Raw genomic sequence first — 25,559 nt, forward strand, 5'->3', positions numbered from 1 at the left:
TAGATGATTACAAACAAGGTGGGAAGCACATGTGCAAATCAAACGGGCCAATGAGCGGATTGTGGAGAGAGGCGGACTTCCTGAAGTTTTGGACAGGGGAAACGATCTCGCTGTTCGGCACGCAAATCACCGCGTTGGCATTGCCGCTGGCGGCTGCGGACACGCTTGGGGCGACTCCGGCTCAGATGGGCATGCTCAATGCCGCTCCCTTACTGCCGTATCTGCTGCTGACGCTGTGGGTCGGTGTTTGGGTGGACCGTGTCAAACGCCGACCGATCCTGATCGTCGCCAATATCGGACGGGCGGTGCTGCTCGGGTTCATCCCGGTCAGTGCCCTGCTCGGCATCCTCCGGATTGAGTATTTGTATTTTGTCACGTTGTCAGTAGGGGTGTTGACCGTGTGCTTCGACTTGGCGTATCAGTCGTATTTGCCTTCATTGGTGGACAGGGAAAGGTTGGTGGAAGGAAACAGCAAACTGCAAGTCAGCGCTTCGATCGCGCAAATTGGTGGTCCCGGTTTGGCCGGTGTGTTGATCGGCATGATGACCGCCCCGATCGTCATCCTGCTGGATGCGGTATCTTATCTGCTTTCCGCCTGTTTCCTCGCAGCGATCCGAAAAAAAGAACCGACACCGTCTTGTTCGTCTGTACCGCCGTTATTTTCCGGTATCGGGGAGGGGATACACATCGTATTGTCCGATCCGTATCTCCGCGCCATCGCGGGGGAGGCGGCCACCTACAATTTTTTCAGTCAGGTTTGTTGGGCTGTGTACGTATTGTTCATGACGCGGGAGTTGCACCTCGGACCGGACTGGTTGGGTTGGATCATGGCCGCTTCCAGCGTGGGAGCGTTGGCGGGCTCGTTGCTTGCCGGTTGGATCGGGCGTCGGTTGACCGTCGGCCGTTCGATCACGGGTGCGATGTGGGTGGCATGTGTCGCCCCATTGTTGGTGCCGGCCGTAGGTGGACCGTGGTATGTGACGGTGCCGGCGCTTATGCTCTCCTTTTTTCTCAGCGGAGTGGGTCTGGTGGTTTCCAATGTGCATGTGATCAGTTTGCGGCAGGCGATCATACCTGAACACATACTGGGTCGGGTCAATGCCTGCTATCGTTTCATCGTGACGGCCGCCGCCCCATTCGGGGCTTTGTTGGGCGGGATGCTGGGCTCGTATTTCGGTTTGCGGATTACGTTGGTGATCGGTGCATTGGGCACGCTTTCAGCCATGGGTTGGATTTTGTTGTCTCCTGTCTCTCGACTGCGAGAGATGCCCGGGGAGATGGAGAGATGTGGGGAAACAGGCACGCGGCTCGTCTGAAACAGCATTAGAGATGCTCCGGCTGAAGTGGAAGCCGTGTTGCTTGACGATGGATACTAACGATTGACTTGAAAATTGAAGCGGTCGGTGAGTCTTTCTGTCCCATACTTTTCATAATTATAAACAGGTAAAAATAATTGACTATATTGTTTATTCTCCTTATTATAAAAATAGGAGAACACCTCATCCAAAAGCGTTGTGGGCGTCCGGCGTTAAGACGACTCAGGATCGGTCGCGAAATACGTTACTTCTGAAATTGATCCGGATCCAAATTCCATCTTTCCCCAACTTACCTTTCTATAACTCACCCTTCTATGAAAACGCTTGCATTTCTACTGAGTACCAAAAAGTTGTCGGGGTATTTGCGAGTTCTAGGATGATCATCGTGACTCTCATTGTTGCAGACAATCAAGTCAGGCCGATCTGTAAAATGTTCGGGATTGACAACGTCCATTCGTCCGCTGCCGCAACGCAACTACAAGCAAAGGAGGTTCTGCGTTGTTTCCGAACTCGTTTGAGTACATTGCTCCTACCACACTGGGGGAAGCGGTCGAACTGTTGCAGCGATACGGCTACGACGCGAAGTTGCTCGCAGGAGGACAAAGTCTGCTGCCGATGATGAAACTGCGCGTGGCCGCGCCACCGATCCTGATCGACATCAACGGCATTGACGAGTTAAAAGGGTGGCGGGAGGAAAACAGTTTCCTTCGGATCGGAGCGTTGACCAGACACTCGGAGCTGGAGCATGCGGCTGAGTTGAGGGATCGGTATCCGTTGTTGGCCGAAACAGCCGTCTGGATTGCCGATCCTCTGGTGCGCAACTTGGGCACGGTCTGCGGGTCGCTGGCGCACGCCGATCCAGCCTCTGACTGGGGGGCGGCCATGTTGGCATTGCATGCCCAAGTGGAGGCGGTTGGTCCCGGTGGGAAACGGCAGATTCCCATCGACGACTTTTTCGTGGACACGTTTACCCCGGCGCTGGAGGAGAACGAGATTGCCACGGCGGTACTCGTTCCGACGCCGACGGGCAGAGCAGCCGGACGGTATTTGAAGATTGAACGGAAAGCCGGCGACTTTGCGATTGCGGGACTCGCCATCCACGTTGAGCTGGATTCCGATGGGATCGTAACCGTGGCGGGATTTGGCATTTGCGCCTGCGGTCCGGTTCCGTTGCGCGGGAAGCGTGCGGAGGAGTATTTGCTGGGCAAGAAACTGACTCCGGAGACGATTGAGGCTGTCTCCCGCTTGGTTCCGGAAGATTCCGATCCAACGGACGATCTGCGCGGCAGCGCGGAGTACAAAAGAGACGTCCTGCGCGTGTTCGCCAAGCGGGGATTGTCCGATATCGCCAAAGAACTGCAGGGAGAGGTGGTACTCCGATGAAGATCCGGGTTCGCGTCAACGGGCAGACATATGAATCAGATGTGGAGCCGCGGAAGCTGCTGGTCTACTATTTGCGGGATGACCTGGGGCTTACCGGTACACACGTTGGATGCGATACGACCAGTTGCGGTGCCTGCACGGTACTACTCGACGGCAAGGCAGTCAAATCGTGTACGGTGTTGGCTGTTCAGGCAGACGGACGTGATGTGATGACAGTCGAAGGGTTGGAACAGGATGGCGAGTTGCATCCGTTGCAAACGGCTTTTTGGGAGGAGCATGGTCTGCAATGCGGCTACTGTACTCCTGGTATGCTGATGTCCGGTTACGCTCTGTTGCAAACTAATCCGGACCCGTCGGAAGAGGAGATCCGGAGGGGCATTTCTGGAAACCTCTGCCGTTGCACGGGATATATGAACATCGTGAAAGCCATCCGATCGGCTGCGTCAAAATTGGCCGATGCATCTGCTGAACCTTCCAAGGAGGTGGCAGCCAGTGGCAGTTCGTCAGACTGAGTTGCGCCCATTGGGGAAGTCCGTCGGGCGTAAGGAGGACCCGCGTTTCATCCGCGGCAAGGGTCGTTATATCGATGATATCGTGTTACCCGGTATGCTGTACATGTGTTTGGTTCGCAGTCCGTACGCGCATGCTCGGATCAAGAGCATAGATACTTCGGAGGCGATGCAAGCGCCGGGCGTCAAGCTGGTGATCACCGGTGAAGATCTGGCGGCCATGAACTTGGCCTGGATGCCTACCATGGCCAATGACCAACAAATGGTGCTGGCGACCGGGAAGGTGCTGTATCAGTATCAGGAGGTGGCTGCGGTTATCGCCGAGACGCGCGAGCAGGCTGTAGATGCCGCACAGCTTGTCTATGTCGATTACGAACCGCTTCCCGTTGTCGTCGATCCGTTCAAGGCGCTTGAGCCGGACGCTCCGATTCTGCGTGAGGACAGGGAGCAGAAGTCCAACCTCATTTTTCACTGGGAGGCGGGCGACAAGGAAGCGACGGAAGAACTGTTCCGGAACGCGCCGGTGGTGGTCAAGCAGGATGTGCGTTTTCCCCGCGTCCATCCGTCGCCGCTCGAACCGTGCGGCTGTATCGCCGACTACAATACGGCGACCGGCAAGCTGACATGGTACGTGACGTCCCAGGCACCGCATGCCCACCGCACTGTCTTGTCGTTGGTCAGCGGCCTGCCGGAGCACCAGATTCGCGTGATTTCGCCGGACGTCGGGGGCGGTTTCGGCAACAAGGTCCCCGTTTATCCCGGATATGTTTGCGCAGTCGTGGCCTCGCTCAAGCTGGGCAAACCCGTCAAGTGGATCGAAACGCGCACCGAAAACACCACCAGTACTGGCTTTGCGCGTGATTACCATATGACTGCCGAGATCGCCGCTGAGGAAGACGGGCGGGTGTTGGCGCTGCGGGTAAAAACGATTGCCGATCACGGAGCCTTTGACGCAGCGGCCGATCCGTCCAAATTCCCGGCTGGATTGTTCAGCATCGTTACGGGCTCCTACAACTTCAAGGAAGCGTTCGTCGAGGTCGACGGCGTGTATACGAACAAGGCTCCAGGCGGGGTCGCCTACCGCTGTTCGTTCCGTGTGACCGAGGCTGCGTATTTGATCGAGCGCGTGATGGATGTACTCGCTCGCCGTGTAGGCGTCGATCCAGCTGAGTTGCGGAAACGCAACTTCATCCGTAAGGAACAGTTCCCGTATAAGTCGCCGACGGGCTGGACCTATGACAGCGGCGACTACGAGAAAACGCTGGCTCTGGCGTTGGAGAAAATCGGCTACGAAGAGTTACGCAAGGAACAGGCAGAAAAGCGGGCCCGCGGGGAATTGATGGGCATCGGTATTTCCACCTTCACCGAGGTTGTCGGTGCGGGGCCTAGCCACACCTTCGACATCATGGGGATCAAGATGTTCGACAGCGCCCAAATTCGCGTCCATCCGACGGGAAAAGTGATTGCCCGGTTGGGGGTACGCCATCAGGGTCAGGGGCATGAGACGACGTTCGCCCAGATTATCGCACAGGAGTTGGGGCTAAGTACGGACGATGTCATCGTCGAAGAGGGGGATACCGATACCGCCCCTTACGGACTGGGAACCTACGCCAGCCGATCCACCCCGACTGCCGGTGGTGCCGCTGCGCTCTGCGCCCGGCGGATCCGCGAAAAGGCAAAGAAAATTGCGGCACACCTGCTGGAAGTGGGGGAAGAGGATGTGGTTTTTGATGGCGTAGCATTTTCCGCCAAAGGCCTTGCCAGCAGGACTGTCACGATGAAAGACATCGCATTTGCGGCGTACACCAATGTGCCGGAGGGAATGGAGCCAGGGCTGGAAGCTACGTACTATTATGATCCACCCAATCTCACTTTTCCTCACGGAGCATATATCGCGGTCGTCGACATCGACAAGGGAACGGGCGCAGTCAAAGTTCGCCGTTTTCTCGCTGTCGACGATTGTGGCACCGTGATCAACCCAATGATCGTTGAGGGACAGGTGCACGGGGGATTGACGGAAGGCTTTGCGATTGCGTTCATGCAGGATATTCCCTTCGACGAGGACGGAAACTGTCTGGCGACGAACTGGATGGATTACTTGGTCCCGACCGCGTTGGACACCCCGAAGTGGGAGACCGATCGGACCGTGACGCCCTCACCTCACCATCCTATCGGGGCGAAGGGTGTGGGTGAGTCACCGAACGTTGGCTCGCCGGCGGCGTTTGTAAACGCGGTGGTGGACGCCCTGGCACCGCTGGGGGTCGAACATATTGACATGCCCATATTCCCGTGGAAGGTGTGGAAAATCCTGCGCGAGCATGGAGTGACCGAGTGACACAGCTTGAACAGAGGACGGACGGGGCGAAAGACGGCTTCTCCCGACCGCGTGAGGGCCGCCCCCGGCTTGTTTTTGCGTCGATCAGCGCAGGAGCGGATGATCCGGTATGGGCAGGCGCAGGATTCACAGAAAAAGATGGGTAAGGAGGTGGTTCCGGCAGGGGGTTCCTCTGCCGGATCACGCGGATGCACACGATACCGGACGAGATTCGCTTGTTGGAGGAGCGACGGGAACCTTACGCTGTGGTGACCGTGGTTCGTCGTGTCCGACCCAGTTCGGCCAACGTGGGTGACAAGGCTGTTGTTACTTCCGACGGCCGGATGTTCGGATTTGTCGGAGGTCAATGTACACGTGGATTGGTGACAGATCAAGCTCAGCAGTGTCTCAAAACGGGCCAGAGCCAATTACTGCTCATTACCGCCAATCCACCCGCCGAGGTGGAGGAGGGGGTAACGGTTTTGCCGATGACCTGCCAATCAGAGGGCGAGGTGGAATTGTTTATCGAACCGAAGTTACCGGATCCGCTCCTGGTCGTGATCGGAGATTCTCCCGTTGCCTTGGCGTTGGAGGAACTGGCCCCGAAGTTTGGGTGGTTTTCTCGGCGTCTGGCCTTGGAGCAAATGGAAGAGAATGGCGATGATCCGGCAGAACGGTTGAAACGAAACTTGTCACAGGTGTATGAGCCCAAGATGTACGCGGTGGTGGCGACGATGGGGCAATACGACGACGTTGGACTGCTGGCGCTTCAGAAGTTCCCGCTGGCTTACGCCGGTGTGGTCATCAGTCCGAAACGCTGGCGCTCATTGCGGGAAGCGCTGCTCAGCGCGGGAGCGTCGGCAGAGTTTTGCGATTTCGTCGTCGCGCCTGCCGGTTACGACATCGGCGCTGTGGGACCGCAGGAGATCGCACTCAGCATCTTCGCACAGATGATCGAGAGGCGGCGCCGTCAGGTGGAGGTCCGCTACCACCCACCATCCAATATGAGTATCTCTGAGACGTCTGCCGAGAAGGCTGCGCACGTGTCCACGTCGCAGCGGCTGGGGACGGGTGTCGATCCGGTCTGCGGAATGCGTGTCGATCTCGATAGCACGCCTTATCGTACGGTGCATGAAGGAAAGACGTACGGATTCTGTTGTCCTCACTGTTTACGGAAGTTTCAACAAGAACCGGAAACGTACGCGATTGCCCGATAAAGTGAAGTCGATCGATTCCGGCAAGGAGGGATACAGTTGCGCACGTATCAAGGAGACTTTGTCATCGATTTGCCGCGTCAGACTGTGTGGGAGTTCGTCATGGATCCGCAGCGGATGGGGCCGTGTGTTCCAGATCTTTTGAAGTTGGATGTGGAGAGCGAGACCCGTTTTCACACGCTTGTCCGTGTCGGTGTTGGGCCCGTTCGAGGCAAGTTCAACTTGACGGTTGAAGTGACCGTGACCGAGCCGGAAGAGTCTGCTGAACTCTCCGTACGAGGCGGGGGTATGGGCAGCCGTGTCGATATGAAGGCGAAACTGACGCTCAGTGATACGGAAAGTGGTGGAACGAAACTGGATTGGCGGTGTGACGCTGCGATCAGCGGGCCGATCGCCAGTCTCGGCGGTCGGATGATTGACAATGAAGCCAGAAAGATCACGGAAAAGCTGTTCGCCAATTTGCGCGAAGCGCTCTCGTCTGTGTCAGAACAGGTGGCAGCGACGTCGACGGAGACGGCGGAACCTGAGTCGACTGATTGACAATCCGGGGATGCCGTGCGGAGGGACGGAATGGTGGACGATCGTGTGGAGAAGTTGCGGAAATGTTTGCAGAATGCCAAGTACGTGGCTGACGAAGGACTGGCTATGGTTCTTTACCTGGCACAGCGTTTGAACCGACCACTGCTGTTGGAGGGGCCGGCCGGTGTCGGTAAAACCGAGCTGGCCAAGGCAGTGTCGGTGGTTCGCGGTGTGGAGTTGATTCGACTGCAATGCTACGAGGGTTTGGATGCTGCACATGCTCTGTACGATTGGGATTACCCCAAACAGCTGTTGCTGACCAGGGCCACGTTTTCCGGTGAGGCCGGGGGTGCGGCGCCTGACATCTATACCGACCACTTCTTGATTGAACGGCCATTGCTGCGTGCTTTGAAGACAAAGCCCGCCCCCGTTCTGTTGATCGATGAGGTGGATCGGGCGGACGAGGAATTTGAAGCTCTATTGCTGGAGTTTCTGTCAGAGTTTCAGATCACCATTCCGGAACGTGGTTCGTTTCGGGCTGAAGTGCCACCAACGGTGATTCTGACGTCCAATCGCACGCGCGATTTATCGGATGCATTGCGGAGGCGCTGTCTCTACTATTGGTTAGATTATCCGAGTGTAGAGCAGGAGGCGGCTATCATTGCCCTTCATGTACCCGACGTGGCTCCGACTGTCGCCCGTCAGATTGCGCGCGCGGTGCGCCGGTTGCGAAAGTGGTCGCTCCTCAAACCGCCCGGATTGGCAGAGTCGATCGATTGGGCGCGTGCGGTTGCCGATCTGGCGGCAGGAGAGCTGGACGAATCAGTCACCCGCCTGACGCTCGGATGCTTGTTGAAGACACAGGAAGACCTGGAACTGGTACGAGAGAAAGGACTGGCCTTGTTGTGGAACGCATAGACCTGAACGGACTGACGGGGATGACCGCAGCGGTGATTCGTCAGGTTCAGGATTTTACCCCTTTTTTGCGAAAACACGGGTTTCGCGTTGGCACGCCGGAGACATTGACCGCGCTCAGGTGCTTGGCGGAGGCGGACCTGTCAGTGCCGGAGGGACTTATGTTTGCGCTGCGCTCTGTCTACGCCCGTTCGCCGGTTGAGTGGGGTTCGTTTCCTCATCTGTTCAAACGTCACTTTTTGAACCCGGGTACGAGGCTGGAAGAAAAGAAACGGATTCAGGCGGATGAGCGGTCTGGACATTCGCGTGGTTTGACCGAGACGCAGGATCGCCCGCCCACAGTGAGTTTCTCCATGCAGCCGGGATCCAGTCCGAGTCAGGGAGAACGCTACGCCCTGCAGGCCGATCCGTCTCAGCTGCGCGCGGTGTTGGCCGTCTCCAAGCGGGCTGTACGGCAATTCGACCGCCCGCCGGGACGACGGTTTCGCCGTGGTGGGCGCGATCGGGTGAATCTGCGCGCGACGATGCGCGAGAGCGTTCGTTACGCGGGAGAACCGCTCCGTCTGCATTGGCAACAGTACCGACCAGATCGGCCGTCGGTTGTGCTTATGATCGACATTTCCGGATCGATGAAGGAGCACGCCCCGTTCATGACTTCTCTCGCGTGGTCGTTTACGCGTCTGCGCCTGCGCTGCGAGGTGTTCGTCTTCTCAACTTGGCTCAAGCGCGTCACACATCTGGTAGCGCGCAAAGCGGTACAGGGAATTCCAGTCTCGGAACTGGCAGAACTGAAGGGCGGGACGCGCATCGGAGAAGCGCTTGAGGAGCTGCAGCACAGATATGGCGGTCTGTTGCTGCAACATACTTCTGTGATCATCGCGTCGGACGGGTTTGACGCCGGTCATCCCGAGCGCCTGCGCTCCGCTATGAAGACGCTTTCCGAACGCGTGCGGCATGTGGTTTGGCTCAATCCCCTGCTCGGCGACCCGGGCTATGAGCCAATCTCGAGCGGAATGTCCGTGGCGATGCCATACATCCATCGGTTCGTCGATGTACACGACTTGGACAGCTGGCGAGAGGCGGTTGAAGGTCAGGTTTTCCGACCTGTCTCTTCGCCAGTGACCCCATTTACCGTGCATACACATGTAGTGCCTCAATGAAACCCGTATTGACTTTTACAGGGAAGTGAAAGCTGATCCGATCATCTAGGGAGCATTTCGGGGCCTTTATCCGGCCTCCTCCCAGCAATTAGCCTCATACATCCATTACCGGAGGTGATAACGGACGTGAAAGAGAATCAGGAAATCGCTCTGGCAATGGAAGAGGGGAGACGGGCGGGCAGAAAGATGGCGTTGGCCACCGTTGTCCGCGTGAAGGGATCCGCCTATCGCCGGGAAGGTGCAAAAATGCTGATCGACGAGGAAGGAAAAATGACAGGTGTGATCTCTGGCGGCTGCCTGGAACCGGACGTAGCAGAAGTGGCCAAACAAGTGATGGCCGACGGTCACCCTGTGATGAAACGTTACGATTTGGATGAGGATCTCGTGTGGGGATTGGGGCTGGGGTGCCCGGGTACCGTCGATGTCTTGATTGAGCCGGTTTCGTGGAACGAGACGACAAACGAAGCGGATGTTCCCCGATCATCCGATGGAAAGGATGTGAAGGAGCGGGGGTTCGCGGGGAAGGAGGCATCCTCATGAACGTACGGAATGAAAATGGTCGGCGTAACCCGGGGAAAGACCCCTTTGCCGCGTGGACTGAATGTCTCAAGGAAGAGCAGGCGGCCGTGTTGTGCACGTTGCTGGCGTTTTCTCCTTCTCCGGATCTTCCTTCCGGGGTCCGTCTCTTCATTCCAGAAAACGGCGAACCCCTCGGAGACCTGGGAGATGAGGCATTGAACAGGTTGGCTGTTGAATGGGCACGGAAAAAACTGGACACCTTGCATCCCCAATCGGAGACCTGCATATTTTCCTTGCCCGGAGGCAGGCAAGCGGAGGTTTTCGTCGACGTCAACCTCCCTCCGTCGGAACTGATGATTTTCGGAGCTGGCCATGACGCGATCCCTCTGGTGAAATTAGCCGTCCAGTCGGGGTTCAAAACGACGGTGGTCGATCCGCGCCCGGCCTACGCCACGGAGGATCGCTTTCCGGGAGCCCGGATCATTCTGGCCGATGCGGGTTTATGGGAGGAGCGGGTGATTATCGGAAAACGGACGTATGTTGTTGTGATGAACCACCATCTGGAGCGTGACCGGGTCGCCATCCGTCTTGCCTTGAACTCACCCGCTCCTTATGTGGGCGTGCTCGGGCCACGATCCCGCTGTCAACGGATGTTGGAGGCATTGGAAAAGGAAGGGGTAACCTTCGGGGAAGAGAAGCTGGCCCGGATGTATAACCCCGTCGGCTTAGATATTGGCGCCGAGACCCCGCAGGAGGTGGCAATCAGCATATTGTCGGAGATCCTGGCGTTTAGAAAGGGTTGTGCAGGCGGGTTTTTGCGGGGGAGGGACAACATTCATCAACCCGTCCGAAAATGATCGCGGCCGGTGTACCTCTGGTTGTGATGGGTTCGTTATTGAGGTGAGGAGATGGCTGGGTGCCGTGGCAATTTTGAAAACTGATGCCGAAAGGTGTTGACCATGGAGAGCGGTGTGTTTGCTCTGATCCTCGCTGCGGGGACATCTTCGAGAATGGGGACACCGAAACAACTCCTCGACTGGGGAGGCATGCCGTTGTTGGAGCAGGTAATCCGGAAGACGCTTACACTCCCCTTCCCGGAGGTGGTTGCCGTGATCGGTCACCGGGCGAAGGAGATCCGGCGCTTGATCCGGATAGAGGACGATCGCTTCCGCTGGGTGGTCAACCGGGATTACGCCGCTGGACAGAGTACGTCCCTTTTGGCCGGGTTGGCAATCGGAGAAGGCCGATACCAATCGGCGATGGTGTTTTTGGGCGATCAACCGCTGGTTGCGGTAGAAACGATCCGGTGGATCTTTGAAAGCGGCCTCAAACAGCTTCGCACCCTTCGAGAGCCTGAGCCCATTGTCGTCCGGCCGTGCTTCCGGGGTATCCCCGGTCACCCCGTTTTTTTGGGCAATATCAGGTCGATGAATTTGGCAAGACTGAAGGGGGATGGGGGAGCGAAGGAGGTTCTTCGTACTGTACGGCACCGGACGATTCTGTCAGTGGAAGATCCGGGTGTCGTACTGGATATTGACACCCCACAGGCTTATGAAAGTGCCAGGAGACTTGCCTTCCGTCCGCGTGACAGCAGTTCGAACATGGTTCGTGGGAGACGCGGGGATCGCTTGGGAACAGAATGAACCAAACTATCCAAGGTGTGTCATCACACCACCGATGTTTTCCTTCTGCTCTTGCATATATTTATCCGCATGAGCGTATACCGGCTACCGGTACCCTAGTTTCACCTCTCGCTCTCATGATTTTACATAGTGGGAGTCTTCGTCACCACAACTCCTAACATCTCACTAAAGGAATCGGAATCCCAACCGCCATATAACGACCGAGAAACATAAACTAAACGTTCTCAAAGTGTGTTGTCTCGGAAAAATGAAGAGAATGAGAGGTGACAAGGCTGCTACGAAGTGAGAGCAGCGTGAGAAGATGGCTGAAATCAAAGATGCATTGGGCCGTCCGCTTCGGGATTTGCGTATTTCCGTGACGGACCGTTGCAATTTTCGTTGCCGGTACTGCATGCCTGAAGAAGTGTTTGGCCCCGATTACCAGTTTCTCTCGCGGAAGGCGCTTCTCCGATTTGAGGAAATCACCCGATTGGTGCGGATCTTTGTCAAGCTGGGCGTAGAAAAGATCCGGATCACCGGAGGCGAACCCCTGCTCAGAAAAGGGCTGCCCGATCTGATCCGGATGCTGTCCAGCGTGAAAGGGATTCGAGATATTGCCCTGACGACCAATGGCTCCTTACTCGCCAAGCACGCCCGCGCCCTTAAAGAAGCCGGACTGCAGCGGGTCAACGTCAGTTTGGATGCGCTTGACGACGAAATCTTTGCCAAAATAAACGGGGGGCGGTCCGCTGTCCGACCAGTGTTGGAGGGAATCGAGGCGGCCAGTCAGGCCGGACTGAAGGTAAAGGTCAACATGGTTGTCCAAAAGGGTGTCAATGACGGGCAGATCATCCCCATGGCCCGCCATTTTCGCGGAACGGGGCATATTCTGCGCTTCATCGAATTTATGGACGTGGGCAACAGTAACGGGTGGAACTTGGATCAGGTGGTGTCCAAACGGGAGATCATCGAGCGGATTCACAAGGAAATGCCCTTGGAACCGGTGGAACCCAATTATTACGGCGAAGTCGCTTCCCGCTACCGTTACCGAGGAACAGATGAGGAGGTCGGGGTGATCTCCTCGGTGACGGAATCCTTTTGTTCCACTTGCACCCGGGCGCGACTGTCCGCCGACGGACGGCTGTACACCTGTCTGTTCGCTTCCGAGGGATACGACCTCCGCGGCCCGTTGCGCTCGGGAGAGAGCGACGACGAACTGGAGGCACGCATCCGCGACGTCTGGAACCATCGACGGGACCGCTATTCCGATGAGCGATTAAAAAACACCCGGGTCCGCGACCGCAAAAAGGTGGAAATGTCCTATATAGGCGGATAAAAGGATGGTTAGGTAACAAGAAACCCCGGCTTTTGCCGGGGCTTTGCATTACTTCTGCTCTTGATAACGTTTGAGGCAGGCTTGATACAGGTCTGCTGCAAATTGGGCATCCTTCCAGCCTTCGATTTTGGTTTCTTTGTTCTCCAGATCCTTGTATACTTGGAAAAAGTGCTCGATTTCTTTCAACACGTGCGGAGCGACGTCATCCAAGGATTTCACGTGATCCCAACGCGGGTCGTCTGCAGGTACCGCCAACAGTTTTTCATCTTGGCCTTTATCGTCGGACATCAACAGAACACCGATCACGCGCGAGCGGATGACGCATCCCGGGAAGGTGGGGAAGGTGGTCAATACCAGGATGTCCAACGGATCGCCGTCTTCGGCCAGGGTGGATTCCAGATATCCGTATTCAGTCGGGTAGTGCATAGGAGAGTACAACACGCGGTCCAGACGGAACACACCTTTTTCCTTGTCGTATTCGTACTTGTTTTGACTGCCGGACGGAATTTCAATAAAGGCATCCACGATCAATTCTTGTTGAGCCATGATTTGTTTATCCTCCTTATGTACAGAAGTTTCCACCGAACGGGACCATCGGAATTGTCAGTCTCGCTCTAACCACCATTGTAGTCGGATTGACGTTCGGAAGCAAACCCGTTTTGGTTGAAATCATGATACAATGGATGGGAGACTCCAAAGGAAAGAGGCGTTGGGATGGATTCTCAGGAGCAGTACCATATATCACCGGAAATGTTCGCCCGTCGATACCGGAGAGGAGAACTGGACGGGATTGTCTTGGATGTGCGTGAACCTGAGGAATGGGAAGTGGATCATCTGGACGGTGCGGTCTTGATCCCACTGCAACATCTTCCCAATCGGTTGCACGAGCTGGAACGGGACAAAACGGTGTATGTGCTTTGTGCCCATGGCATCCGCAGCATATATGCCGCCAATTACCTGCTCAACCAGGGATTTCGTCGCGTTGTCAACGTGGATGACGGGCTGGCGGCGGTACGCCTGTATCTGGATGCTGACACTGATTGACCTGAAAAAAGCTGCTCTGATCGAGCAGCTTTTCGTCGGTTTATTCTTCTACTTTGATGGAGTCTGTGGGGCAACCTTCTTGTGCATCGCGCACATCGTCCCACAGTTCTTCCGGCACATCAGCCGTACCGGTGTTGTCGTCCAGGATGACGTAAGCGATGCCGTCTTCGTCGTAGTCGTACACGTCAGGAGCGGTCGCGCCGCAAGCACCACAAGCGATGCAAGTGTCTTTGTCTACCCAAGTACGCATGTGAAAAAATCTCCTCCCATATAGTCCCCAATAGAACCTAATCTGTTTCACACCCCATTTTAGAACGAGTTGTATAGAATTGCAAGTCGATGAACGAAAACGGGCAAACTACCATGAATTTTGCCGATTGTTGGGAATGTAAGACATAAAGGGGTGAAACGTGTTGCAGTCCAATCAAAAAGTCGATTCCCGCCGGCTGTTGTTCCATTTGTATGCGTCACAAGCAATATTGATGCTGACAGGCTTTATCCTTCTACAGTGGGTGGATGAAGGATGGCGTTGCCTGTTTTACTGGCAAGATCCCGTTCTGTGGGGGAGCGGACTGGGCTTTGGGCTGTTGGTGGTAGCAGTGGACATTGTGTTGACAAGAATGGCTCCCGCTCATTGGTGGGATGACGGTGGGATCAACCGGTTGTTGTTTCAAGGGCGCTCGCTTGTACACATCGTGTGGATCGCTTGTCTGGTAGCGGTGGCGGAAGAGCTCTTGTTTCGCGGTGCTTTACAATCTTTGATCGGGCTGTGGGGTTCCAGTCTGTTGTTCACTCTGGTACATTTTCGCTATTGGAAGCGAATTCCGCTGATGTTGTTGGTGTTTGCAGTCAGTCTGGGGTTCGGCGTGTTGGTCGAATGGAGCGGATCACTGGTTCCCGCAATCATTGCTCATTTTGTCATCGATTGTATCACCGGCGTTCGAATCCTTTTGGAATCGGATGGGCTTCAATGAAGTGTTATTCCGCGAACCCGTTCGCGATATACATGGAAAAAGACGGAGGAGGGAAACGGATGCGTTTGCGGGGATGGCTGGAGTTGGCCGGTGTGACCGGGTGGTGGTTGGTGACGGTGTGGTTGTTTCCGGATGATCGGCAGGGTTGGCAACGGTATTTATCATGGCCGTATTGGTTTTTTATGGCCAGTTTTCTGCCTTGTTCGTTTGTGGTGGCTCGATGGATCATCCGTTCCTTTGTCCGGATGTGGGAGTGGCCGTTTCCATGGAGTCATCCCCTCCGCCGGCGTGAGTTGATTCGCTGTGCGGCCGGGGTCGGATTGGGATGGTACGGGATCTCTCAGCTGGGAGGACACGCCATAACGTTCTTGATGCTGTTTGGGGGGCGGGAAGGGTGGCTCCTCTATCGAAAGTGGCGAGCGCTCGGGTGGGGGAACTATAAAGCTACTTCTAGGCGGGACGCGGCGAAAGGGCTCTCTGATACCTCCCCAAATCCCCCTTGACACAGTCAGACAATCATACTAAGATAAAAATTGTCACATCACTAGAAGCGGAGAGATACCCAAGTGGCCGAAGGGGACGGTTTGCTAAACCGTTAGGGGGTCGAATGACCCCGCGCGGGTTCGAATCCCGCTCTCTCCGCCATGTGTGGCGGCGTAGCTCAGTTGGCTAGAGCGTACGGTTCATACCCGTAAGGTCGGGGGTTCGAGGCCCTCCGCCGCTACCATCACGCAGGGGCGTAGTTTAATGGTAGAACGGAGGTCTCCAAAACCTCTAGTGTGGGTTCGATTCCTACCGCCCCTGCCAAACATGGGGGCATAGCCAAGTGGTAAGGCACGGGACTGCAAATCCCTTATCCCCGGTTCGATTCCGGGTGCCCCCTCCATATGATTGGCATGCGGATTCGACGAAAACCCGTCCAAAGGGTTCTTTTTTTATATGCAGCAGGATGTTTAGTTAGGTGCATTTCCCGCACATATGATGTATTATGGAATTAAAGAGAGAAAAATGGAGACCTGATTGCGTAACGAAACGGAATTCACCCTCATACGCTGTATGGAGCAGGTCTCCAGCGAGGGAGGGTAAACCCATGCGCGTCGAGCGTTTAGGACGTGACAAGGTCCGCTTCTACTTATCCATGGACGATCTACTAGATCGTGGGATCAACAAAGAGGACATGTGGCGAGATATCCCCAAGGTGCACGAACTGTTCAACGACATGATGGAACAGGCGTATCAAGAGCTGGGGTTCGAGATTTCGGGGCCTGTGGCGGTAGAAGTGTTTGCCCTTCCGACGCAGGGGATGGTGGTTGTCGTCACCCGCGGTCGTACCCCTGAGACAGATGACGATCTCGATGTGGACGACATGTATGAGTTAGAAGTGACGCTGGAGGAAAGTGAGCAGATCATTTTCCGCTTTTCCGATTTCGAAGACCTCGTTCAGGCGGCGATCCGCTTGAAGTCTTTGATCCGCGGGGGCGGCAAGGTGTACGCTTACCAGAATCAATACTTCCTCGTATTTGACGAAGAAATCCAAACGGATGATCTGCAAGCCGTCATCGCTATTCTGACCGAATTCGGAGAGCCTTCTACAGTGACCGAACATATGTTGGCTGAATACGGAAAACCGGTGATGATGGAACATGCAATCGAGCAATTGAACCGCTATTTTGGTAAATAGACGTACGCATCGGTCCGGTGCGTATGTTTGAAGTTTATACAAGTAAGAGGGGCCGACTCCTGATGTGAAAGGGAAGTTGGCCCCTCTTGTTTATTCAGGTTGGTTTTCGAGAAACTCATCCCCACCAATCTGTTTCCGTCAAATCCGGTCGTAACAGCCAGCGACCGTTTTGCATTGCCAGTTGATAATATTCCGTCGTGCGCAGACGTTGCCAATCCCCGGCCAACACGCCCGGAAACACGCGTTCGATGGATAAATGCTGGGTGCGGTGTTGGCGCAATGCTTCCATTATCGCTGGCCGTTGGGCCGTCACATCGACAGATGTGGTGATGGCATCGTCAGGTGTGGTGTAAATGGATCCTCCTTCAGGTACTGCTGATTGAGGGATGACTATATAGTACAATTTGAAATTCAGGCGGTTTTTTGCCTGATTACAGGCTTGCACGACAGCTTGGTGCAATGCGCGGTGGTCGGCATGGCCCGAGATGCCTTCAGGCGGGAAAGTGACGATGACGTCAGGGTGAACTTTCTCCATCACTTGCAAAATGTCCTTGACCAACACATCATCGGGCAATTGTGATAGCTTCCCGTCGCCGAAATCTCGCTGGATGACTGTATCGATACCGAGAATTTCCGCTGCACGTGCCAATTCGCTTTCGCGCACATTGCCCAACTCTTCAGGACGGCACAAGGGAGGATCTCCCACCTTGCCGGCTTCGCCCCGCGTGGCGCAATACAGTACGATTCGCACCCCGGGATCTTTGGCGTATTTGGCGATGGTCCCGCCACACGTAAACGTTTCATCATCGGGATGGGCGAAAACAAGTAAAGCTGTTCGCGTCATGTGGTTCGATCCTTTCTTCCGGCCGGCACGATCCCAAGGGGATACGGATGCCGGCGATGTTCTTTCACTATTTTCTCTGTTTCCAGTAAGCGTTCCCTAAAATCGATTTTGATTCCTTTCATGGATTCGTCAAGACAAATGGTGTTCCTTCCATGGAGGATGTGTTGTATACTGTGTAAGGACGCCCCATGTTTTTTCGAAAAAAAGTGTATACTGAGCATTGAACTGATGGGAACTTTTTTTTTGAGGTGGTTAGGGATGGGACAACAGTCTGAGAGGACCAACGAATCCGTGGAATCGAAAGAAAACCTCGACGTACTCGCATCCACGCAGGTCGTGATCAAACAGGCGCTGGAAAAGCTGGGTTATCCGGAGCATGTCTACGAACTGTTGAAGGAGCCCTTGCGCGTGTTGACGGTCCGGATTCCGGTACGGATGGACGATGGTTCCGTCAAGGTGTTTACCGGCTACCGCGCACAGCACAACGACGCGGTCGGTCCAACCAAAGGAGGCGTGCGTTTTCACCCGGATGTAACGGAAAATGAAGTGAAAGCGCTTTCGATTTGGATGAGTTTGAAAGCGGGAATTGTGGATCTGCCGTACGGTGGTGGGAAAGGCGGTATCGTCTGCGATCCGCGGCAGATGTCCTTCCGTGAATTGGAACGGCTTTCACGCGGCTATGTTCGTGCAATCAGCCAAATTGTAGGTCCAACCAAAGATATTCCCGCGCCGGATGTGTTTACCAACTCACAAATCATGGCGTGGATGATGGATGAATACAGCCGAATCCGCGAATTTGACTCTCCCGGATTCATCACCGGCAAACCGCTGGTGCTGGGAGGATCTCGAGGCAGGGAGACGGCGACGGCCAAAGGCGTGACGATCATGATCCGCGAAGCGGCCAAGAAGCGCAACCTGGACATCAAAAACGCCAGGGTCGTGATCCAAGGGTTCGGCAATGCCGGCAGCTTCCTCGCGAAGTTCATGAGTGATGCGGGGGCCAAGATTATCGGTATTTCTGATGCCTACGGCGGTTTGTATGATGAAAACGGCTTGGATATCGACTATCTTCTCGATCGACGTGATTCGTTCGGCACGGTAACCAAGCTGTTTAAAGATACAATCACCAACCAGGAATTGCTGGAGTTGGATTGTGACATCTTGGTACCGGCTGCGGTGGAAAACCAAATCACCGCGTCCAATGCGCATCGCATACGTGCCGACATTGTCGTCGAAGCGGCCAACGGCCCGACCACCTTGGAAGCGACACGCATCCTGCACGAGCGGGGGATTTTGCTTGTACCTGACGTGTTGGCCAGTGCAGGCGGCGTGACGGTTTCGTATTTCGAATGGGTACAGAACAATCAGGGCTATTACTGGTCCGAAGAAGAAGTGGAGCGGAAACTGGAAGAAATCATGGTCAAAGCGTTTGAAAACGTCTACCATACAGCGCAATCCCGCAACGTGGACATGCGCCTTGCCGCATACATGGTGGGCGTTCGAAAAATGGCCGAAGCCTCCCGTTTCCGTGGTTGGGTATAATATAATAATAAAGAAATGCTGAACAGAAAACACCCTGTCTCAGGGTGTTTTCATTATCAGGGGTGGTGAAACGATGGAAGACCTGATCATCATCGGAGCGGGACCGTGCGGATTGTCCGTTGCGGTGGAAGCCAAAAACCGGGGGCTTTCCCCGTTGGTGATTGAAAAAGGATGCTTGGTCAATTCGATTTATCATTTTCCCACACACATGACCTTTTTCAGCACGCCGGAATTGCTGGAAATCGGGGATGTACCGTTCGTGACCGCGCGTGAAAAGCCGACCCGTCATGAGGCGTTGGTCTATTATCGCACGGTAGCGGAGAAATTTGATTTACGCATTCATACGTACGAAAAAGTGGTACGCGTGGATAAAAGCGACGATGGCATTTTTGAGGTGCTGACGGAGAAAAACGGTCAATCCCTTCGTTATCGAACCCGTCATGTCGTCATTGCCACCGGTTATTACGACAATCCCAACCTGATGGGCATTCCCGGAGAAGATCTGCCCAAAGTGCACCATTATTTTGAGGAAGGACATCCGTTTTCCGGATTGGAAGTGTTGGTGGTCGGAGGGAAAAACTCGGCGGTGATCGCCGCGTTGGAGCTCCATCGGGCCGGGGCAAAAGTGACGATGTCCTATCGCCGCTCGGCGTTTACCGACAGTGTCAAAGCGTGGTTGAAGCCGGTAATCGAAAGTGCGATCCGCAAAGGCTGGATCACTATGTATTGGAACAGCGAAGTACGGGAAATCAAACCAGATTCAGTCGTTCTGGAACAGGATGGCCGGCGATTGGAAATTGCCAATGACGCGGTATTTGCGATGACGGGATACCGACCGGACCGTTCCCTGATGGAAAGATTGGGTGTGACGTTCGATCCGGAAACGGGAGAGCCAACCCATAATCCCGACACCATGGAGACCAACGTACCGGGTCTTTATATCGCGGGAGTAATCGCGGCAGGACATGATGCCAACAAGATTTTCATCGAAAATGGGCGCTTCCATGGGGAAAAAATTGCCGAACACATATCGGGTAAAGTATCTGTATCGTAGGTTGTGAATTTGGGTAATAATGATGATACACGATGGGAACGGAGCAGGGTGAACGGATTATGAGCAAAGACAAATACTGGGTACGGATTCGTTGCAAACGGTGTGGAGAACGGTTCATACTCAAAGGTCGCATGAGAAAGGGACAAATCGAAACAGGTTTTAAGCAATGTTTGTGTGATAATCAAACCGACTTTGATATCCACACCGAGCGATGCTGACAAACTACATGCTTCACTTGAATGTTTCTCAGAGACGGTGTCTCACAAGACACTGTCAACTAGTTACAGCCGGTTGCAACCGGCTTTTTTTTGTTGCATAAAGGGGGAATCATCGGTTCAGACTACCTCCAAAGGAAATTTCAGTCGGCATGGAGGGGAAATCATGAAGCGGAAGTTTCCGGTGCGCGTATTACTCTTGGTCGGTTGTTTCACTCTAATTTTCTGTATCACCGGTTCCCTTGACACTTCCGCCGCCCATGTAGGTAAATACAGCGGAAAGTATTCTGTAAACGATATCCAGTTGCTCGCCAATGCCATTTACGGGGAAGCAAGAGGAGAGCCGTATATCGGGCAGGTCGCCATCGGCGCCGTCATTCTGAATCGAGTGGCGTCACCCAGGTTTCCCAACAGTATCCCGGGTGTCATCTTCCAGCCCGGAGCGTTTACGGCGGTATCGGACGGTCAAATTTGGTTGACCCCTAATGCCACCGCCAAAAAAGCAGCGATGGACGCGATCAACGGATGGAATCCGGTGCCAGGATGTTTGTACTATTTCAATCCGGCTACAGCCACATCCGGATGGATCTGGAATCGTCCGCAGGTCAAACGGATCGGCAAACATATTTTCTGCCGTTAAAGAGGGAGGAGTCATGACGTGTACAGACGCATAGCTGCGATATTGTTTCCCATCGCCGTGATCGCGCTGATCGGTACGGTGGTGTGGGGTTATCAAGAGAACCAGGATAAGAATGCAGTACTGATCAAAGCGGAAAACCAGTATCAGCGGGCTTTTCACGAGCTTAATTTTCACATGGATCAATTGCAGGATGAATTGGGCAAAACATTGGTTCTGCAAACGCGACCGTCCATGGCAAACTGCTTGACCAATGTCTGGCGGCTCACTTATGCCGCGCAGAGTGATCTCGCACAACTGCCGCTCACATTGATGCCATTTAACAAGACGGAAGATTTTCTGTCCAAGGTGGGCAATTTCACATTTCACATCGGATTAAGGGATCTTGATAAACAACCGTTGACGGATAAAGAGTGGGGAACACTCCGGGCATTGTACGAACGGGCCAGTCAAGTGCAGACGGATTTGCAAAAAGTGCAGTCCCAGGTGTTGTCGCGCAATTTGCGTTGGATGGACGTGGAATTGGCGCAGGCCACGGAAGGGAAGAAGATGGATACGACCATCATTGATGGGTTCCGCAAAGTGGACAATACGATGGATGCTTATTCCGAAGTGGATTGGGGACCCACCATCCACAACCAGGAAGCCAGGAAAAAACAACAATATGTACGGCTTCCCGGAAAGCCGGCAACGGTGCAGGAGGTGAAAAACAAACTGGCGTTTGTGCTGGGTCGACCGACGACGCGGGGCATTGTCGTGACGGAAAACCGCAAAGGGGACTTTCAAACGTACTCCGCCCGTTTGAAGCGGGAGGATGGTCACATGGTCTATGCGGACTTCACCAAAAAGGGCGGTTATTTGGTGTGGTTGATGTTCGACAGACCGGTGGAGCGGCAACGGTTGTCAATCGGGGAAGCACAGCAGCGTGCAATGCGGTTTTTAAACCGGCTGGGCTATCCAACGATGCGAGCCATTTCGTATGATTCCTCGCAACGGACGGCTACATTTACGTTTGTCCACCAAGAACGGGGAGCGTTGATTTACCCGGAATCCGTCACGGTGAAGGTAGCGTTGGACAATGGAGAGATCATGGCGCTGCAAGCCAATGATTACGTGTTCAATCATCCTGTGATGAAACAAGTTTACCGTCCCCGTCTGTCTGCGAAGCAGGCGGAAAAGGCGGTCAATCCCCGGCTCAATCTGGAGAAGAGCAATCTTGCGGTCATCTATGGCGAAGACGGCAATCCCGTCCTGTGCTACGAGTTTGTCGGATGGTTGGGAGACGACCAGTACCGCATTTTTATCAATGCGGACAACGGACGGGAAGAATTCGTTGATAAAGTGAAAAAGGCTGATACGACAACGCTGTGACGATCCATTCCATTACGTAAGCGAAATATGAAATGGGACCGTTGATCCCGGGAATTCTCCAGGGATTCGGTCCCTGTCCTTTGTTCTATTTTGGACGTGGACAAAGATACTACTTAACCCATGGGGAAAATGACAGAAAAAAATGGAGAAGGTCATTGCGCGGGATTGGGTTTTGTGGTAACCTAAAATCAGAGTTGACAACAAAGGAATACATAGCGGATTGCGAAATCGCTGTCTGTCTCACGGTCGGAGTTTTTCGATAGGGGATCACTTGAAATCGAGTTGAATCGAATAAAGTTATCCACAATCGAGCAGGCTCGACCTGCTCGTTTTCATTTCATCCCGCTTATCCAGGCTTGGACGGAAGCCATCGTGGATGGAAGTGGGTTGCCACGTCAGATGAAGCGAGAAGCCCACGATGGCGCCTCTGGTGCTTTAGTCGTTTGGAGCAAGTCACGGGAGGAATCATGTGCATGAAGTCTTTTTCAGTCGCGATCGACGGCCCGGCAGGTGCCGGGAAGAGTACGGTCGCCCGACAAGTAGCGGAACGACTGGGACTCACATACGTCGATACCGGTGCCATGTATCGGGCGATCACTTGGAAAGTCCTGCGCGAGCAGGTGGATCCGTCGGATGAATTGGCCGTGACGCGTTTGGCGCAGCGGACCAAAATCGATATTCAGCCGACAGACATTTGGGTGGACGGTGTCCGTGTAACCGAAGAGATCCGCTCCCCCGAGGTGACAGCCCACGTGTCGGCAGTGGCCCGAATCCCCGGTGTCCGGGAGGCATTAGTGGAGAAACAACGGGCCATTGCACAAACGACCGGCGTCGTCATGGATGGCCGGGACATTGGCACCTACGTGTTGCCCGATGCCGATGTGAAAGTGTTTTTGACCGCTTCCATCGAGGAGCGGGCCCGTCGGCGTTATTTGGAAATGATGCGTCGCGGTTTTACCGCGGATTTGGAGGAATTGAAAGAGGCGATCCAACGACGGGACGAAGCAGACACCACTCGGGAACACGCCCCCTTGCGCAAAGCGGATGATGCAGTGGAAATCGACACCACGTCCCATTCCATCAACGATGTGGTGGAGCGAATTTTGGAACTCTGTCGAACCAAAGTGGGCGGTGGAGAGTAAGATGTTATATCTATTTGCGCGTTGGGTGTGCCGTTGTTTTTTCACCTTGGTGTACCGTTGGAAAGTTGATGGGGCGCATCACATCCCTTCTAACGGCCCTGTTATCGTCTGTTGCAATCATATCGGAAATCTCGATCCTCCGTTGGTCGGTTCGGCACTTCAGCGCAAGGTGCATTTCATGGCCAAAGAGGAGTTGTTTCGCGTACCGCTGCTCGGGCGGCTGATACAAGCTTTGGGAGCGTTTCCCGTCAAACGGGGAGCATCCGATAAACGTGCAATCAAACAGGCTCTGACACTGTTGGAACAGAATCGGGTTTTGGTCATTTTTCCGGAAGGGACACGTTCAAAAACCGGGAAATTGGGTGATGGCAGACCTGGTGCGGCATTCCTCGCTTTAAAAAGCAATGCGACCGTCGTACCGGCAGCGATCATCGGCCCGTACCGATTGTTTCGTCCCATCCGTGTCCGTTTCGGTGCCCCCGTTGATCTGACACCGTGGTTAAAGGCCAAGGTGAGCACAGAGACGACCAAGGAAGCGACCAAACGGATCATGCAGGAAATCCGCCATCTGATTGAGGAAGGAAGCAAACAATGAAAGTGATGATAGGGGCGGTTCTGGTTATATGGCTCCTGTTGTCACTCCGTTTGCGGCAGCAACCGCTGACGGTCGTCAAACGGCTTCCGCGAATGATACCCCTCGTTTTAGTCGGTTTCTTCCTGCTCTCTGTTGCTTGGCGATTGGGAAAAATAGGTGCAGTCGTCGGAATGATCGGTGTAGTGGTCATTCTGATCCCGATGGTGTTGGGTATCCTGAAAGGAAGAAAGCGCATTTCTTCTTAAAAAATCCGGGAGTGGGCATTTCCCCATTCTTGTGAATCAGTGAGAATCACCCGTTTGTTTTCGATCAAATGCCGGATCGTAAGGGGTTGTGATGGGGAAGGAACAGCCATCACGTAAAACGATCCCTGTCATCGGGATCAGCTCGTCGAATGCCGATTGGCGAGCGGGTCGTTCGTATTCATTCGCTCTCTAATTTTTGGAGAGGATAGATTGACTGATCAGCTTGCAGGGAAATGAGGAGGTTGTCGTCATGGTGGAAGAAATGAAATCCGAAATGGCAGAAGTGACTCCGTTGAAGCGTGGAGATGTGGTCAAGGGCAAAGTGACCAAGGTGGAGGACAACCAGGCATTGGTGGACGTCGGATACAAATTTGACGGTGTGATCCCGATTTCAGAGTTGTCCAGCCTCCATGTGGATCGAGTGTCCGACGTTTTGCAGGAAGGACAGGAAGTGGAGGTCAAAGTGCTGCGCGTCAACGACGAGGAAGATAAATTGATCCTGTCCAAACGTGCGGTGGATGCCGAACGCGCTTGGGCGGAACTGCAACGGAAATTTGAATCCGGTGAAACGCTGGAAGCGACCGTGGCTGACATCGTCAAAGGCGGTCTGGTCGTAGATGTCGGCGTTCGTGGCTTTATCCCGGCCTCCTTGGTGGAGCGTCATTTTGTGGAAGATTTCTCCGATTACAAAGGACGCACCTTGCCGCTGAAAGTCATCGAAATCGATCCTTCCAAAAACAAGCTGATCCTGTCCCATAAAGCGGTTTTGGAAGAGGAAGCAGAGAAGAAGAAACAAGCCACCCTCGAGAGCTTGCAGGAAGGTCAAGTGATCGAAGGAACCGTTCAACGGATTACCGACTTCGGCGCTTTCGTGGATATCGGGGGCGTGGATGGTCTGGTTCATGTGTCCGAGTTGGCTTGGAACCGGGTGGAACATCCGTCCGACGTGCTGACCGAAGGTGACAAAGTACAGGTGAAAGTACTTAAAGTGGACCGCGACAACGAGCGGATCAGCCTGAGCATCAAGGAAACGCAACCGGGTCCGTGGGAAAAAGTGGGGGATGAGATCAAAACCGGCGATGTGGTTACCGGTACCGTAAAACGTCTGGTCTCCTTCGGCGCCTTTGTCGAAGTGTATCCGGGCGTGGAAGGCTTGGTTCACATCTCGCAAATTTCCCGTAAGCATATCGCTACACCGGCGGAAGTATTGGAAGAAGGGCAAGAAGTGCGCGTTAAGGTGCTGGATATGATGCCGGAACAAAAACGGATCAGCCTCAGCATCAAAGATGCCGAACAGGAAGAAGCGCGCAAAGAATTGCAAAACATCGATCGAAACAACAATAACGGCGGATTGAATGTCACGTTGGGCGATGTGTTTGGTGACCAACTCCGCCGCTTGAAATAAGTC

The 25,559-nt window shown here is 54.3% G+C and carries 26 protein-coding genes, 4 tRNA genes and 1 pseudogene; 28 read left to right on the plus strand and 3 right to left on the minus strand.

The window, feature by feature from the left end; genetic code table 11:
- Positions 1-29 precede the first annotated feature (29 nt).
- The 12 genes from KI215_RS07545 to moaA all read left to right on the plus strand — a co-directional run bounded on the left by KI215_RS07545 (position 30) and on the right by moaA (position 12,807).
- On the plus strand, positions 30-1,316 hold the full coding sequence (locus tag KI215_RS07545; protein WP_212774910.1) for an MFS transporter: 1,287 nt from the start codon (positions 30-32) through the stop codon (positions 1,314-1,316).
- A gap of 498 nt (positions 1,317-1,814) precedes the next feature.
- Complete coding sequence (locus KI215_RS07550; protein WP_212774911.1) at positions 1,815-2,699, plus strand: FAD binding domain-containing protein; 885 nt, start codon at positions 1,815-1,817, stop codon at positions 2,697-2,699.
- Positions 2,696-3,211 (plus strand): (2Fe-2S)-binding protein, encoded by a 516-nt coding sequence (locus tag KI215_RS07555; RefSeq protein ID WP_212774912.1) that lies wholly within the window; start codon positions 2,696-2,698, stop codon positions 3,209-3,211. The genes KI215_RS07550 and KI215_RS07555 overlap by 4 nt, the downstream gene beginning before the upstream one ends.
- On the plus strand, positions 3,192-5,543 hold the full coding sequence (locus KI215_RS07560) for an aerobic carbon-monoxide dehydrogenase large subunit (RefSeq protein WP_212774913.1): 2,352 nt from the start codon (positions 3,192-3,194) through the stop codon (positions 5,541-5,543). Before KI215_RS07555 ends, KI215_RS07560 begins: the two co-directional genes overlap by 20 nt.
- Before the next feature lie 188 nt (positions 5,544-5,731).
- Positions 5,732-6,739, plus strand: a complete 1,008-nt coding sequence (locus KI215_RS07565) for an XdhC family protein (RefSeq protein WP_212774914.1) — start codon at positions 5,732-5,734, stop codon at positions 6,737-6,739.
- A gap of 36 nt (positions 6,740-6,775) precedes the next feature.
- Entirely contained in the window at positions 6,776-7,276 is a 501-nt protein-coding gene (locus KI215_RS07570) for an SRPBCC family protein (RefSeq protein ID WP_212774915.1), read from the plus strand.
- 30 nt (positions 7,277-7,306) lie between these two features.
- Positions 7,307-8,173: an AAA family ATPase gene (locus tag KI215_RS07575; protein WP_338048336.1), complete on the plus strand. Its 867-nt coding sequence runs from the start codon at positions 7,307-7,309 to the stop codon at positions 8,171-8,173.
- Positions 8,161-9,330, plus strand: a complete 1,170-nt coding sequence (locus KI215_RS07580) for a vWA domain-containing protein (protein WP_246512241.1) — start codon at positions 8,161-8,163, stop codon at positions 9,328-9,330. The genes KI215_RS07575 and KI215_RS07580 overlap by 13 nt, the downstream gene beginning before the upstream one ends.
- A 126-nt stretch (positions 9,331-9,456) precedes the next feature.
- Entirely contained in the window at positions 9,457-9,870 is a 414-nt protein-coding gene (locus KI215_RS07585) for an XdhC family protein (RefSeq protein ID WP_212774917.1), read from the plus strand.
- Positions 9,867-10,706, plus strand: a complete 840-nt coding sequence (locus tag KI215_RS07590; protein WP_212774918.1) for an XdhC family protein — start codon at positions 9,867-9,869, stop codon at positions 10,704-10,706. The genes KI215_RS07585 and KI215_RS07590 overlap by 4 nt, the downstream gene beginning before the upstream one ends.
- Before the next feature lie 102 nt (positions 10,707-10,808).
- Positions 10,809-11,492, plus strand: coding sequence for a nucleotidyltransferase family protein (locus KI215_RS07595; RefSeq protein WP_212774919.1), 684 nt, complete (start codon positions 10,809-10,811; stop codon positions 11,490-11,492).
- A 301-nt stretch (positions 11,493-11,793) separates the two neighbouring features.
- The gene (moaA, locus tag KI215_RS07600; protein ID WP_212774920.1) at positions 11,794-12,807 is read left to right on the plus strand and encodes a GTP 3',8-cyclase MoaA; all 1,014 of its coding nucleotides are present in this window, start codon (positions 11,794-11,796) and stop codon (positions 12,805-12,807) included.
- Positions 12,808-12,855: 48 nt separating this feature from the next.
- On the opposite strand, the gene KI215_RS07605 is transcribed toward moaA, so the two are convergent.
- Positions 12,856-13,353 (minus strand): inorganic diphosphatase, encoded by a 498-nt coding sequence (locus tag KI215_RS07605; protein ID WP_212774921.1) that lies wholly within the window; start codon positions 13,351-13,353, stop codon positions 12,856-12,858.
- A 168-nt stretch (positions 13,354-13,521) separates the two neighbouring features.
- On the opposite strand from KI215_RS07605, the gene KI215_RS07610 reads away from it, so the two are divergent.
- On the plus strand, positions 13,522-13,851 hold the full coding sequence (locus tag KI215_RS07610) for a rhodanese-like domain-containing protein (protein WP_246512242.1): 330 nt from the start codon (positions 13,522-13,524) through the stop codon (positions 13,849-13,851).
- A 40-nt stretch (positions 13,852-13,891) separates the two neighbouring features.
- Here KI215_RS07610 and KI215_RS07615 read toward each other — a convergent pair whose 3' ends face one another.
- Positions 13,892-14,101 (minus strand): ferredoxin, encoded by a 210-nt coding sequence (locus KI215_RS07615; RefSeq protein ID WP_089968348.1) that lies wholly within the window; start codon positions 14,099-14,101, stop codon positions 13,892-13,894.
- Between the two features lie 163 nt (positions 14,102-14,264).
- Here KI215_RS07615 and KI215_RS07620 point away from each other — a divergent pair, with 163 nt between their 5' ends.
- The 7 genes from KI215_RS07620 (at position 14,265) to KI215_RS07650 (ending at position 16,506) form a co-directional block, all read left to right on the plus strand.
- The gene (locus tag KI215_RS07620; RefSeq protein ID WP_212774922.1) at positions 14,265-14,825 is read left to right on the plus strand and encodes a CPBP family intramembrane glutamic endopeptidase; all 561 of its coding nucleotides are present in this window, start codon (positions 14,265-14,267) and stop codon (positions 14,823-14,825) included.
- 59 nt (positions 14,826-14,884) lie between these two features.
- Entirely contained in the window at positions 14,885-15,328 is a 444-nt protein-coding gene (locus KI215_RS07625; protein WP_212774923.1) for a hypothetical protein, read from the plus strand.
- Positions 15,329-15,377: 49 nt separating this feature from the next.
- Positions 15,378-15,470: transfer RNA gene (locus KI215_RS07630), tRNA-Ser, on the plus strand.
- Positions 15,471-15,475: 5 nt separating this feature from the next.
- Positions 15,476-15,552: transfer RNA gene (locus tag KI215_RS07635), tRNA-Met, on the plus strand.
- Positions 15,553-15,558: 6 nt separating this feature from the next.
- Positions 15,559-15,632 (plus strand) — tRNA-Trp (locus KI215_RS07640).
- 5 nt (positions 15,633-15,637) lie between these two features.
- A tRNA-Cys gene (locus KI215_RS07645) sits at positions 15,638-15,711 on the plus strand.
- Between the two features lie 204 nt (positions 15,712-15,915).
- The gene (locus tag KI215_RS07650; RefSeq protein ID WP_212774924.1) at positions 15,916-16,506 is read left to right on the plus strand and encodes a genetic competence negative regulator; all 591 of its coding nucleotides are present in this window, start codon (positions 15,916-15,918) and stop codon (positions 16,504-16,506) included.
- Between the two features lie 115 nt (positions 16,507-16,621).
- On the opposite strand, the gene KI215_RS07655 is transcribed toward KI215_RS07650, so the two are convergent.
- A complete protein-coding gene (locus KI215_RS07655) occupies positions 16,622-17,350 on the minus strand; it encodes a PIG-L deacetylase family protein (protein WP_212774925.1) in 729 nt (242 codons plus the stop codon).
- 258 nt (positions 17,351-17,608) lie between these two features.
- On the opposite strand from KI215_RS07655, the gene KI215_RS07660 reads away from it, so the two are divergent.
- From KI215_RS07660 to rpsA, 8 genes and pseudogenes are all read left to right on the plus strand, one after another.
- On the plus strand, positions 17,609-18,892 hold the full coding sequence (locus tag KI215_RS07660) for a Glu/Leu/Phe/Val family dehydrogenase (protein WP_212774926.1): 1,284 nt from the start codon (positions 17,609-17,611) through the stop codon (positions 18,890-18,892).
- Between the two features lie 73 nt (positions 18,893-18,965).
- Entirely contained in the window at positions 18,966-19,946 is a 981-nt protein-coding gene (locus tag KI215_RS07665) for a YpdA family putative bacillithiol disulfide reductase (protein WP_212774927.1), read from the plus strand.
- Between the two features lie 501 nt (positions 19,947-20,447).
- A pseudogene (locus KI215_RS07670) lies at positions 20,448-20,801 on the plus strand (cell wall hydrolase); the annotation flags it as partial.
- 18 nt (positions 20,802-20,819) lie between these two features.
- A complete protein-coding gene (gene ypeB / locus KI215_RS07675; protein ID WP_212774929.1) occupies positions 20,820-22,169 on the plus strand; it encodes a germination protein YpeB in 1,350 nt (449 codons plus the stop codon).
- A gap of 473 nt (positions 22,170-22,642) precedes the next feature.
- Positions 22,643-23,311: a (d)CMP kinase gene (cmk, locus tag KI215_RS07680; RefSeq protein ID WP_212774930.1), complete on the plus strand. Its 669-nt coding sequence runs from the start codon at positions 22,643-22,645 to the stop codon at positions 23,309-23,311.
- 1 nt (position 23,312) lies between these two features.
- Positions 23,313-23,906 carry a lysophospholipid acyltransferase family protein gene (locus KI215_RS07685; protein ID WP_212774931.1) on the plus strand — a complete coding sequence of 198 codons (594 nt, stop codon included), beginning with the start codon at positions 23,313-23,315 and terminating at the stop codon, positions 23,904-23,906.
- Positions 23,903-24,151 (plus strand): hypothetical protein, encoded by a 249-nt coding sequence (locus tag KI215_RS07690; RefSeq protein WP_212774932.1) that lies wholly within the window; start codon positions 23,903-23,905, stop codon positions 24,149-24,151. The genes KI215_RS07685 and KI215_RS07690 overlap by 4 nt, the downstream gene beginning before the upstream one ends.
- A 250-nt stretch (positions 24,152-24,401) precedes the next feature.
- A complete protein-coding gene (gene rpsA, locus KI215_RS07695) occupies positions 24,402-25,556 on the plus strand; it encodes a 30S ribosomal protein S1 (protein WP_212774933.1) in 1,155 nt (384 codons plus the stop codon).
- The last annotated feature ends 3 nt before the right edge of the window (positions 25,557-25,559 follow it).

The sequence above is a fragment of the Polycladomyces abyssicola genome (assembly GCF_018326425.1).
Taxonomy (GTDB): domain Bacteria; phylum Bacillota; class Bacilli; order Thermoactinomycetales; family JIR-001; genus Polycladomyces; species Polycladomyces abyssicola.